General features: G+C 35.3%; 14 protein-coding genes. 11 read left to right on the forward strand and 3 right to left on the reverse strand.

All coding sequences use genetic code 11. The annotated features are described in order from the left end of the window. Nucleotides 1-38 precede the first annotated feature (38 nt). On the reverse strand, nt 39-704 hold the full coding sequence (locus tag BCR23_RS13710) for an O-methyltransferase (protein ID WP_069636061.1): 666 nt from the start codon (nt 702-704) through the stop codon (nt 39-41). A gap of 208 nt (nt 705-912) precedes the next feature. On the opposite strand from BCR23_RS13710, the gene tmk reads away from it, so the two are divergent. From tmk to BCR23_RS13750, 8 genes are all read left to right on the forward strand, one after another. Continuing rightward, the gene (gene tmk / locus BCR23_RS13715; protein WP_069636062.1) at nt 913-1557 is read left to right on the forward strand and encodes a dTMP kinase; all 645 of its coding nucleotides are present in this window, start codon (nt 913-915) and stop codon (nt 1555-1557) included. A 14-nt stretch (nt 1558-1571) separates the two neighbouring features. After that, complete coding sequence (locus tag BCR23_RS13720) at nt 1572-1901, forward strand: cyclic-di-AMP receptor (RefSeq protein ID WP_069636063.1); 330 nt, start codon at nt 1572-1574, stop codon at nt 1899-1901. Between the two features lies 1 nt (nt 1902). Then, entirely contained in the window at nt 1903-2853 is a 951-nt protein-coding gene (holB, locus tag BCR23_RS13725; protein ID WP_069636064.1) for a DNA polymerase III subunit delta', read from the forward strand. A 14-nt stretch (nt 2854-2867) separates the two neighbouring features. After that, nucleotides 2868-3707, forward strand: a complete 840-nt coding sequence (locus BCR23_RS13730) for a PSP1 domain-containing protein (RefSeq protein WP_069636065.1) — start codon at nt 2868-2870, stop codon at nt 3705-3707. Continuing rightward, a complete protein-coding gene (locus BCR23_RS13735; RefSeq protein ID WP_010773302.1) occupies nt 3700-4047 on the forward strand; it encodes a DNA replication initiation control protein YabA in 348 nt (115 codons plus the stop codon). Before BCR23_RS13730 ends, BCR23_RS13735 begins: the two co-directional genes overlap by 8 nt. Nucleotides 4048-4141: 94 nt before the next feature. After that, nucleotides 4142-5008, forward strand: a complete 867-nt coding sequence (gene rsmI, locus BCR23_RS13740) for a 16S rRNA (cytidine(1402)-2'-O)-methyltransferase (protein ID WP_069636066.1) — start codon at nt 4142-4144, stop codon at nt 5006-5008. Nucleotides 5009-5248: 240 nt separating this feature from the next. Continuing rightward, the gene (locus tag BCR23_RS13745; RefSeq protein ID WP_069636067.1) at nt 5249-6466 is read left to right on the forward strand and encodes an ammonium transporter; all 1218 of its coding nucleotides are present in this window, start codon (nt 5249-5251) and stop codon (nt 6464-6466) included. A gap of 11 nt (nt 6467-6477) precedes the next feature. Further along, nucleotides 6478-6819, forward strand: coding sequence for a P-II family nitrogen regulator (locus tag BCR23_RS13750; protein WP_069636068.1), 342 nt, complete (start codon nt 6478-6480; stop codon nt 6817-6819). A 71-nt stretch (nt 6820-6890) separates the two neighbouring features. Here the strand turns inward: BCR23_RS13750 and BCR23_RS13755 are convergent, their stop codons facing one another. Continuing rightward, nucleotides 6891-7469 carry a hypothetical protein gene (locus BCR23_RS13755; RefSeq protein WP_069636069.1) on the reverse strand — a complete coding sequence of 193 codons (579 nt, stop codon included), beginning with the start codon at nt 7467-7469 and terminating at the stop codon, nt 6891-6893. Between the two features lie 389 nt (nt 7470-7858). Between BCR23_RS13755 and dinB the strand changes: the two genes are divergently transcribed. Beyond that, nucleotides 7859-8989 (forward strand): DNA polymerase IV, encoded by a 1131-nt coding sequence (gene dinB / locus BCR23_RS13760; protein WP_069636070.1) that lies wholly within the window; start codon nt 7859-7861, stop codon nt 8987-8989. Between the two features lie 128 nt (nt 8990-9117). Next, a complete protein-coding gene (locus BCR23_RS13765) occupies nt 9118-10536 on the forward strand; it encodes a cryptochrome/photolyase family protein (RefSeq protein WP_069636071.1) in 1419 nt (472 codons plus the stop codon). 62 nt (nt 10537-10598) lie between these two features. On the opposite strand, the gene nrdG is transcribed toward BCR23_RS13765, so the two are convergent. Further along, nucleotides 10599-11201: an anaerobic ribonucleoside-triphosphate reductase activating protein gene (nrdG, locus tag BCR23_RS13770; RefSeq protein ID WP_069636072.1), complete on the reverse strand. Its 603-nt coding sequence runs from the start codon at nt 11199-11201 to the stop codon at nt 10599-10601. Nucleotides 11202-11431: 230 nt separating this feature from the next. Here nrdG and BCR23_RS13775 point away from each other — a divergent pair, with 230 nt between their 5' ends. Further along, nucleotides 11432-12547 (forward strand): internalin N-terminal domain-containing protein, encoded by a 1116-nt coding sequence (locus tag BCR23_RS13775; protein WP_069636073.1) that lies wholly within the window; start codon nt 11432-11434, stop codon nt 12545-12547. The last annotated feature ends 58 nt before the right edge of the window (nt 12548-12605 follow it).

Genomic DNA, 12605 nt, shown 5'->3' on the forward strand with positions numbered 1-12605 from the left:
CAGCTATCTGTGTAAAGGATAGCTGATTTTTTTATTCTTTATTTTTCAACGATGCTGATTGTAAATCCGTCATATCCTTTAACTCCAACTGTCTCAATAGCAGTTGAAGTTAAAATTGAAGAACTAGACAGATCCTCTACAAAAGATCGAACCCCTAAAACTCTTCTGTCTGAACTGGAGGAATCGATAACAGCACCATCACGTACTACATTATCGCCAATAATAATCGTTCCTGATTGAGCAAGTTGTAACGCATAATTTAAGTAAATTGAGTTATTCTCTTTATCCGCATCAATAAAAATTAAATCGAAAGGGTCTGTCTGAGTGTGTACCATTTTTTCTAAACTGTCAGAAGCAGAACCGACTATAATCTTTGTTTTATCAGAAACCCCTGCAATAGCTAAATTTTCTTCAGCAACTTTAGCATGTTTCTTATCATATTCAAGAGAGATGATTTGTCCTCCTTTGTTGATTGCTTTAGCAAACCAGAGAGTGCTATATCCGCCAAGGGTTCCAATCTCTAAAATTCGTTTAGCATTCCTTATTTTTGCAAGAAGATAAAGAAATTTCCCCTGAGATGGTGAAACATCATGTGGAGGTAATTGGTGTTTTTGGTTATTAGCAAGTATTTGATCGAAAACAGGGTCCTTTTCCACTAGCTTTTCAATAAAATAATTATCAACTGCTTCAAATAAATCTTCCAAATAACTCACTCCCGATTTTTTTATAGTGTCTATCTAAACTGATTGTATCACTTTTTTGAAGAAATATTTGGTTTAAAAACCGAATTTGAAATAAATATCACTAGGCTGTTTAAATTTCTTTTCAGACTTAAGGAATTCAATTAGACTGATTGTGATAGATAAAGTATAATAGGTAGAAGGAATCAAAGTAAGTTAGGGGATTAGTAAAGTGCAAGGGATTTTTATAACAATTGAAGGGCCGGATGGCGCAGGAAAAACAAGTGTATTAAATGAGTTATATCCAAGGCTAGATCTAGCTGCAGAAAGAAGCATCATTAAAACAAGAGAACCCGGCGGTATTCCCATTTCAGAGAAGATCCGTCAAATCATTTTAGATCCAAAGAATCAAGAGATGGACGAACGGACGGAAGCTTTGCTTTATGCAGCAGCCAGACGCCAACATTTGATGGAGAAAGTATTGCCTGCCTTAGAACAAGGCAAGATCGTTTTATGTGATCGTTTCGTAGATAGTTCTTTAGCTTATCAAGGAGCTGGTCGACGGATTGGTGTTGAGGCAATTGCTTCAATTAATGAATTTGCAATTGAAGGAACCGTACCGGATTTTACAATTTATCTTGATGTTGATTCAGATACAGGGCTAAATCGTATTAAAAATCATCGTCATCAACAAATTGATCGATTAGATTCAGAAGGTCTTGAATTTCATCAACGAGTTCGCCACGAGTATTTAAAACTAGTGGAAGAAAACCCAGAAAGAATCACCAAAATCGATGCCAGAATGAGTTTGGAAGATGTTGTTGAAGCGACTTTCCAAGCAATCGTAAACCGTTATCCAGAATATTTTAGAAACTAGGAAGGTGACCGAATATGAAAATTATTTTAGCGATTGTCCAAGATAAAGATAGTAACCGTTTAGCTAATGAATTTATTGATGCCAATATCCGTGCGACTAAACTTTCATCAACAGGCGGTTTTTTAAAAGCTGGAAACAGTACCTTTATTGTTGGTATTGATGATGACCGTGTTGAAGAAGCATTGGAATTAATCAAGAAAACCTGTCAATCTCGTAAACAATATGTGTCAACTCCTGTAACACTAGATCTTACGATGGATGGACAAGTACCTTATCCTGTAGAGGTTGAGGTTGGTGGGGCAACTGTTTTTGTTCTTCCTGTAGACGGATTCCATCAATACTAAGATGAACGAAGCACAAGTTTTAAAGGAGCAGCAGCTGCTTCTTTACCAGCAACTTCAAAAAAGCTTTGAGCATGGTCGTCTTGCCCATGCTTATCTTTTTGAAGGAGATACAGGAACTGGTAAAAAAGAATTTGGGTTATGGATGGCAAAGCACGTTTTTTGTATGAATCTGACAGATAATAATCCTTGTAATCAGTGTAATAACTGTTTGAGAATTAATGAAAATGAGCATCCAGATGTTCTGCGAATAGCCCCTGATGGTCAAACCATTAAAGTGGATCAAATTAGAGCATTAAAAGCAGAATTCAGTAAGAGTGGAGTGGAGACAGCACAAAAAGTATTTCTTATTGAACAAGCAGATAAGATGAGTGTTGGCGCTGCTAATAGTTTATTAAAATTTTTAGAAGAGCCAGAAGGTAAAGTATTAGCGATTCTAGAGACAACATCGTTGAGCAAAATTTTACCAACGATTCAGTCACGGTGTCAGGTTCTTCACTTTCAGCCTTTAGTTAAGGAAAAATTAGTCCAAGCTTTAGCAGAATCAGGAATCAATAAAAATACTGCAAGCCTTTTGGCAGAACTGACAAATAGTTTTGACAAAGCAGTTGAAATCTCTCAAGATGAATGGTTTAATGAAGCTAGGGAAATTACTCAACAGTGGTTTGGTTACTTGATAAAAGATGATCTTCAAGCTTTTGTCTATGTTCAAAAAAAGATGATCAAGGTCTTTAAAGACAAAGATCAACAAGGATTGAGTTTTGATTTATTACTTGCTTATTATCGCAAACAACTTACTGAAAGTGTCACAACAGAGCAGCTTAAACGTGTAGTAGAACAACATGCACAACGAGTTGAACTGATTTTAAAGGCACGGCAAAAGTGGGAAGCCAATGTCAGCTTTCAAAGTGTTTGTGAACAGTTAGTGATACGAATGATTCACCCTAAAACATAAATAGGAGGATGAAAATGGTAGAAGTAGTAGGGGTTCGCTTCCGTGAAGCAGGTCATATCTATTATTTTGCTCCTGGAAAATCAGAGTATTTTTACAATGAGAAAGTTCTTGTGGAATCACAGCAATCTAAACAGTTGGCCACAGTTGCAATACCGAAAAAGTCCATTGAACCAGAAGATTTGCCGGAGGATTTAAAACCCATTTTAAATAAAGCATCTGAAACAGATTTAGAAAAAGAACAAAAGAATATAGATGATGCCCAAGCAGCGTTAAGTGTAGCTAAAGAGAAAATTCGAGCACACGAATTAGAGATGAAGTTGATTCGGGTGGAGTATACATTTGACCGCAGCAAAATGGTCTTTTATTTTACAGCAGATGGTCGAATTGACTTTCGTGAATTGGTCAAAGATCTAGCTGCAATTTTCCGTACAAGAATCGAATTACGCCAAATTGGTGTCAGAGATGAAGCGAAGATTTTAGGTGGAATCGGACCATGCGGTCGTCAACTTTGCTGTTCGACTTTTTTAGGTGACTTTATGCCAGTGTCAATCAAAATGGCAAAAGATCAAGGCTTATCATTGAATCCTGTGAAAATCTCTGGTTTATGCGGGCGTTTGATGTGTTGTTTAAAATACGAGAATGATGAATACGAAGCAGCGAAAAAAGAATTGCCAGATTATGGTAAAGATGTAATCACGCCGGATGGAAAAGGTCGGGTCGTCGGTTTGAACTTATTGAGCCGAATTGTAAAAGTCCGCTTAGTTGGACGTGAAATAGCTGTTGAATACGATTATGAAGAAATCAAAGAAGCGACAGAAAAAGCTCAAGCCGAAAAAGGTGATCACAATGGATAAACGCTCTTTATATGATGGTCTGAGTTCTTTAGAGACAGATTTACAAGGAACTTTGGGACAATTATCAGAAATTAAAGAAGCATTGCATGAATTAGTTGAAAAAAATACAACTCTTGAGATCGAAAATCAACGCTTACGTGAACATTTACAGGAGTTGACGAAATTAGCTAGTGATCCTAATGATCCAGCAAAACAAGAGCTATCTAAATCACGTATGAATTTAGAGAAACTGTACGAAGAAGGATTTCATGTCTGCAATATTTTATATGGTTCACGCCGTGAAAATGACGAAGAATGTGCGTTTTGTTTAGATGTCATTTATGGTGAAAGATACAAGTAAATACAGGTTTAATTCATTCAAATTTAGAGGCTGTGACAAAATTTGTCTCAGCCTTTTTTCAATAAACTAATCTAAAAGCTGAAAAGGAGCGACTATGCAAAAACAAAAAAGTTTCGATTCATCTAGCATTGGGCAGCTATACTTGGTGCCAACACCAATCGGGAACTTAGAAGATATGAGCTTCCGCTGTATCAATAGTTTAAAAGAAGCAACGATCATTGCTAGTGAAGATACCCGAAATACGCAAAAGTTACTAAATCATTTTGAGATTTCAACTCCGCAAATCAGTTTTCATGAGCATAATTATAAAGAACGAATTCCCCAATTTATTGAACATTTAGAGAAGGGGGAAATTATTGCACAGGTCAGTGATGCAGGCATGCCTTCCATCAGTGATCCTGGTCATGAGTTGGTAGAGGCTTGTATTGATGCTGGAATCAAGGTTATTGCACTACCTGGTCCTACAGCAGGAATTACAGCGTTGATTGCTTCTGGTTTATCACCACAACCGTTTACTTTTTACGGATTTTTACCTAGGAAGAAAAAAGAGCAAATTGAAGCATTGGAGAAGCTGAAAAAGGCACAACCAACTCAGATTTTTTATGAATCTCCTCATCGAATTGCTGCTACAATAAAGAATTTTTCGGAAGTATTTGGGGATGATCGCAAAGCTGTTATCTGTCGGGAATTAACGAAGCTTCATGAGGAATATCTTCGTGGAACTTTGGTTGAATTAAGCAGTTATTTAGCAGAACATACCTTAAAAGGTGAGTGTTGTCTTTTAATTGAAGGATTTACAGGTGAAGAAGACGCTGATAATGAAGATTTGGCACTTCCAATCAATGAACACGTGGAACTTTTGATAAATTCTGGTAGTTCTTCTAAAGAAGCAATTAAAGAAGTTGCTAAACTGCGGGGATTAAAGAAACAAGATGTTTATAAAGAATATCATGTGGATTAAAGTAGCTTAATTGAATACCTCTAAAATAAACTGACGTCTAATGGTCAGTTTATTTTTTATTCATAAGAGAATGAAACCGTTCTATTGGTATAGATGTCATTTTTTATCACTTTAATTGTTAGAAAATTTAAATTATTTTTTTATATATAGTTATTTTTGATGTGATTTATTAAAAAATGATGATAGAATAACTGACAAAGCTAAATGAAGGTTGGCTTAATTTGAAGTAGGAGGGGTTCTATGGAAACAGGAAATGTAGCTTTTATTCTTATCTGTTCAGCAATGGTATTTTTAATGACACCTGCCTTAGCTTTCTTTTATGGCGGGTTGGAAAGAAGGAAAAATATTCTTAATACTATGATGATGGTGATTTGTGTGATGGGACTTTCTTCTGTCTTGTGGGTTATTATCGGATATTCGCTTTCTTTTAGCGGAGACAATTCATTTTTCGGGAATTTGGATAAATTATTTTTTAATCATGTTTCTATGACTGAAGGAAAAACAATTCAAGAAGGTTTGTTTGCTGGGTTTCAAATGATGTTTGCTTTGATCACAACAGCAATCATCACTGGAGCTGTGGTTGGAAGGATGCGTTTTTCTGCAATCTTTTTATTTATTGGCATTTGGTCTCTTGTGGTTTATTATCCAATGGCACACATGGTGTGGGGCGGCGGCTTTTTAGAACAAATTGGGTCAATCGATTTCGCTGGCGGAAATGTTGTTCATATTAGTTCTGGTATTTCAGGTTTGGTTTTAGCAATTGTGTTAGGTCATCGCAGAGAATACAAACAAACTGAATATCGTCCTCATAATATCCCTTTTGTTGTATTAGGTGCAGGGTTATTATGGTTTGGGTGGTTCGGATTTAATGCTGGATCTGCTTTAGCTGCCGATGGCTTAGCGATCCATGCCATGCTGACGACCAACACTGCAGCAGCAAGTGGAATGCTTTCGTGGATGTTAATTGAAAAGCTAGCGATCGGTAAACCCACTGTTGTCGGTGCTTGTACAGGAGCAATTGTTGGTTTAGTGGCGATTACACCAGGAGCAGGCTTTGTGCCTCTTTGGAGTTCATTTATTTTAGGGGCATTAGTTAGTCCATTTTGTTATTATTTTATTTCATTCGTCAAACATAAACTAGGTTATGATGATGCGTTAGATGCATTTGGCTGTCATGGTGTTGGAGGGATTTTTGGCGGTGTTATGACAGGTGTTTTTGCAGATCCTGCCATAGGTGGAAAAACAGGATTGATCTATGGTGGAACCGAGTTATTCATGGCGCAAGTTGCTAGTATCGCTTTTACCATTGTGTTTGCGGGAGTAGCTAGTTTTGTCATTATTAAAGGGATTCAATTATTTATGCCGATTCGGGTTACAGCGAAAGAAGAGGCTCTAGGTTTAGATAGAATTGAACATGATGAAACAGCTTATCCGACATTTATGGGCTTAGATTCTTAGGAGGAAAACAGATGAAAAAAGTAGAAGCAATCATTCAACAGGAAAAACTAGAAGAATTGAAAATAAAATTAGGTGATAGTTTTGAAGCGACAGGGATGACCGTAAGCCAAGTTTTAGGCTTTGGCAACCAAAAAGGATTAAAAGAATATGTACGTGGTCAAGAAATTATCACTACATTGTTGCCTAAAGTGAAAGTCAGTTTTGTCGTTTTGGATCAAGATGTTGAAGCGATTATTTCTTTGATTTTGGCTATTTGTCAGACGGAAGAAGTAGGTGACGGTAAGATATTTGTTTACAATGTGGAAGAAGCGATTCGTATCCGAACGGGTGAACGAGGAACAGGTGCGATTTAAAAAGATAAAAAAGAAGTAAGGCAACTATATTTAACTTGCTATCTTACTTCTTTTCTTTTTATAAATTTAGTTTACTTAAAAGATGAACTATCAATTTTACTTATTAGCTCAGCAGCTTCTTCTTCAGGTATTTTTGTGTACTTTTTAATGACAGTATACGAGGAGCCTTCATTTGAAGAACCTACAGCATATAGAAAATTATTATCAATAAAATAACTAAAACTATTCTTCATTATGTCACTTTTATCAACGACAGTTTCTGGATCAAGAGAAGAAATATATTTATACTTATCATAAGTAAAAGAATAAATACCCTTTTTTTCAGTATAGTGACCGCTGATCTCTACTGTTTTCTCAATGCTACTGAAAGAATTCATAGAGAAGGTTTTATCACTATTCATTGAGACTAATGAGATAGAATCTTTCATCGGCAACGTATAATTAGCAGAGCTAGCTAAATTTTTCATGGCGTCTATTTCAGTATAGGTGTCTGAGCGATATTCACCGACGAGCGACCAATTATCAGTTGTTATTTTTTCTTCATCAGTTGTATGGGTAGTACTTGCTTGTGTTTCATTCTTTTTATCTGAGCAAGCGCTTAATGATAAAAAGCAAAGTAATCCCAAGGTAACTAATATCATCTTTTTCATGTTAATCTCTCCCTAACAATAAATTTCAACAGTCTTTATCATAGCGTATTGAATAGTTTTTATCAATGTAAAAAATAACATAAATTATAATAAGTCATATTTAGTTGATAAAGAACTAATGTTCGTATATAATGTGTGTAACAGAACAGTGAGAAAATAAATCCATGTTGAGGATACTCTATATACTTCTTTTGAAGTTAAAAAAATATTAGAAACTGCAACATTGTAATAGGAAATACAATAAAACAGCTTTTGTTTTGGCTGTTTCAAAAGTGACAAAAAAAGAAGAATGAATTGATGCTTCTTGAGAGTATATAAGTAATCTATGTCAAACTTATTTAAGAGGTTTAAAGGTTAAGTCAGGTCTATTTTAAAGGAGGAGGACGACTATGATCAGTGAATTACGTTTCCCTTTAAAAAAAGATATTTCCCGCAAGATTATTCATATCGATATGGATGCATTTTTCGCTTCTGTAGAAGAGCGAGACCATCCAGAGCTTATCGGTCATCCGTTGGTGATTGCACGTCATCCAAGTGATACAGGAGGTAAAGGCGTGGTGACTACGGCAAATTATGAAGCGAGAAAGTTCGGTATTCATTCTGCTATGAGTGCGCAAAAAGCCTACGAGTTATGCCCAGAAGCGATTTTTAAAGCTGGAGATTATCAAAAATATGCTGAAATTTCTCAGCAGATTCGAGAAATTTTTCACCGCTATACAGATATTATTGAACCAGTCTCAATAGATGAAGCTTACTTGGATGTGACAACGAACAAAATTAATAGCAAGTCAGCAATTAAAATTGCCAAACTAATTCAATACGATATATGGACTGAATTGCATTTAACTTGTTCAGCTGGTGTTAGTTATAATAAATTTTTAGCAAAGCTAGCCTCCGATTTTCAAAAGCCAAAAGGATTAACGGTTGTGATGCCAGAGGAAGCAGAAGAGTTTCTAAAAGCTTTACCAATTGAGAAATTTCATGGTGTTGGTAAAAAGACGGTTCCTAAAATGCATGACTTAGGTATTTTTACAGGAGAAGATTTGTACAAAAAAGACGAGATGGAGCTCATCCGTAATTTTGGCAAAATGGGGTATTCTCTTTATCGAAAAGTTCGAGGAATTCATGATTCCCCTGTAAATATCACAAGAGACCGTAAGTCGGTCGGTAAAGAACATACATATGGCACTCCTTTAACGACAGAAGCACAAGTAACGGCACAATTAAGGCAATTGGCAGATCGTGTGGAAGAATCTTTAAATCGAGTCCAAAAGCATGGAAAGACGGTTGTTTTAAAAGTTCGCTATGCAGATTATACAACGGTGACTAAACGTCAGACTTTGCCGGAATATATTTCTAAAAAAGAAGAATTATATTATCAAGCTAACTTAATTTGGGAAGAAATTCTTGGTCTGGAACAAGGTATTCGCTTATTAGGAATAACCTTAACGAATCTCGATCCGATGTCCTATGAGAATATAGTATTGCCTTTATGGGAAAAACAAACTGAAAAAGACTGATAAAGTCTAATTAAATAAAAGCTAAAGCTGCTCGTTTGTCCATTCAAATAAGCAGCTTTAAATTTTAGTTTTAAACGATTATCTATGCTACCATCAATATAAAGTACACTAATAAGAGGGGAATAACAATGAGTAAAACAATCATGTGGTTTCGTAAAGATCTGCGTATAGATGATAATACTGCTTTTAATAAAATGCTTGAACACAGTAAACCTGGGGATGAACTTATCTGTATATTTCAATTAAATCCGGCACAGTTCTTAGAAGAAAGTTATAATCACGACACTTTTTTTTCTAGTTTAAATACTTTTTATGAGACACTGAAAGCCAGTGGTCTAGTGCTTCACTTTTTATATGGAGAAATAGAAGAAAATTTTGCAGAACTAAAAAAGACGTATCAAGATTGGAATAAAATCTATTTTAATAAAGATGAACGAGGTTTTGGGAGAGAACGAGATCAAAAAATAGCGAACTTTCTAAAAAACAATGACATTCAAGAATACTCTTTTCAAGATAGTCACATACATGGTGTTGAAGAAATCAAGAAACCAACAGGTGAAAACTATAAAGTATTTACGCCTTATTTTAGAAATTGGATAACACGACCTAAAAGACGATACGAAAGGTCAGTGGTGAGTGAGAGACAGTTCAATCAAATCCCTCATCCGTTATTTAGTAAAGGTGAAAAAGAATTTAAAAAGATTATTAAGAAAATAGCTTTACCATTTGAGTATGAGGGTGGCGAGGTTGCTGCTGAGAAATGTCTAAGGGATTTTATACATAATCACTTACATGATTACGAAAAGACTAGGGATTATCCTATCCTCGATCAGACAAGTAAACTATCCAGATTTTTAAGAACGGGGGAACTATCTATCCGTAAAGTTTGGTATGCAGTCAATGCTGAACCCGATTCTAATGGTCGCCAGACATTCATTTCTGAACTTTGTTGGCGAGATTTTTATAATATGATTTATTTTGAAAACCCAAAACAAAAAACACAAGAAATCAAAGAGCAATATCGGATGTTAAGCTGGAGCTATAATCAAGAATCTTTTGAGCGATGGAAAAATGGTCAAACAGGCTATCCTATTGTAGATGCGGGAATGAGGCAACTCAATCAGACTGGATGGATGCACAATCGTTTGAGAATGATTGTGGCTTCGTTTTTGACGAAAGATTTAATGATTGATTGGCGTATGGGGGAAAAATATTTTCAACAAAAATTAATTGATTATGACTCAGCTAGTAATATTGGTGGGTGGCAATGGGCAGCATCGACAGGAACCGATGCAGTTCCTTATTTTCGAATTTTTAATCCAACAACCCAAAGTGAAAGATTTGATCATCATGGCGATTTTATCCGCCACTTTATTCCAGAACTAAAAAATGTACCCAATAAATGTATTCATGAACCAAGTAAGATGCCCATAGATATTCAAAAAAATATTGATGTAACTATGGGGATAGATTATCCTGAACCAATCGTTGAACATAGTAAAATTCGTACAGAGATCTTATCTTTTTTTAAAGAGAAAAATAATTAACCTAAAAAGGATTTATGACACTATTGATTCGACAGTGTCATAAATCCTTAAATGCTGCAGACTTAAATGAGTTTTGCTTTTTTTATTTGTTCGTACTTTTCTTCACCATCATGACATTTATCCCAAATCACAGCTTGTCCAATGGCTAAAGATTTTTTTACATCAATAATTCGTTGATTGCTGCTGCCTCTGAATTGTAGATTCAAGTTTCTTTTTGATAATTCAAAACGACCATCAACTAAAATATCGATTTTATTTAATAGTTCAAGTTTATCCTCAGATTCCAAAAGTAATTCTTCAAAGGTATACCCACTCCAAGACCAGATATCCTTCTTGTTTCCAAATGTTTCATGAATTCGATCAACTACTTTTAAGCAGACCTCAGTATTTAAAAAAGGCTCTCCTCCTAACAAAGTCAGTCCCTGCACGTAATCATGAGACAAATCTTCGATGAGTTTGTCCTCTAGCTCTTTTGTAAAAGGTTTGCCATAACGGAAACTCTGAACTGCTTGATTGAAACAACCTTCACAAGCGAAAAGACACCCACTTACATATAAGCTATTTCGGACACCTTCACCATCAACAAAGTTGAATGCTTTGTAATCGGCAATATAATTTTGGCTAAGCTCTTTTGCTAACCATTCTTGTGGTTTAGGATTTCTCATCCCAATTCCTTCTTTCTGAAATATGGTAGTTTACAATACTATTTTTAGGGTGTTCATCTACTAAATAATATCATAAATACTATCTAAACACAATATATTGTGTTTTTATGTCGTTTGTAACTATATGTTGTGTTCTTTTTTGAATTAAAAATAATTTTGTTTGAAAAATATTACTTTATGTGTTATTTTGATTGTATAGGGATAGAAAAAATTAAAAAAGGAGTGTTCGTATGATAAAGAAGAATGTGTATTTGAGTTTAGTGTTTGCAGTAGTTGCAGTGTTTACTTTTGTTGGGTTTGGTGAGTCTGCAGAGGCATATGTTTATTTAGATAAACCAACCAAAGTAAATGAAGTGTTTCCTGATCCTGCTTTTGCTGGTTATATGGCAAAACAATTGAAAAAGAATCCAAATGATTTAGTTACCCAAGCAGAATTGGACAATATTACTTATGTAAATATTAGTGGGATGGGGGTTAAAAGTATTGAAGGGATCAAATACATGCATTATAATTGGGCCTTCCACTTTTTTGGTAATGAAGTAGAAAGTATTGAACCATTCAGAGATTGGGAAAATCACAAGTTAAATAATTTACAATTTTACTACAACCCAATTTCAGACATTTCGCCATTATTAGGCACAAAACTACCTAATCTGTGGATTTTGCACATCCATTTTTTAAATTTAGATAACTCTGCCTTTGATGTCTTGACTAAGTTTGACACATCAATGAGACTTGCAACATTAGCTTTGAAAGGAAACCACATGGACGATTTCCACAAACTGACAAAATTACCTTTCAGAGGTAGTTTGTGGGCGAATCTAAGATATCAAGATCAGGAAATCAAGCGTGAACCTGTTACGGTTGGCAAACAACCGCTAGTTATCGAAAACACAAGTACAGATAATCTTCCGGTGATTAAAAAAATGCCGATCACAAATGCCAATGGCGGTGTTCAAAACGGTGATTTAAGCGTTTCTTGGAATGAAGAGGAAATTGACTACGGGACAGAAAGTTTGGTAATGAACGTAGAATCTGCAACAACTTCTACTGCTAACTACAACAAACCAACAGTTGAGTATACATTACCGTTAAAATGGCAACCATTAATGTTGGGGTGTGACAGTGTAGTAAGAATCGGAGCGAAGTTCGATCCATTAAGCAATGCTTCAGCATACGATGCAGAAGATGGAGATATTAGTGATAAAGTCATTGTAAAAGAAAGTACCGTACCAGTTGATGAAAATGGGATCGCTACTAAAAAAGGAACATACAAAGTTGTTTTTTATGTTGTAGATAGTGATGGTAATGACGGTGAACAGACAGTAAAAGTGAGAGTATTTTAAATAAATATCATCTATCCCTTTGTAATCAAAAGCTTCGAAATAGAAGCGGTTGGGACGA

Source organism: Enterococcus quebecensis (genome assembly GCF_001730365.1).
GTDB classification, from domain to species: domain Bacteria; phylum Bacillota; class Bacilli; order Lactobacillales; family Enterococcaceae; genus Enterococcus_L; species Enterococcus_L quebecensis.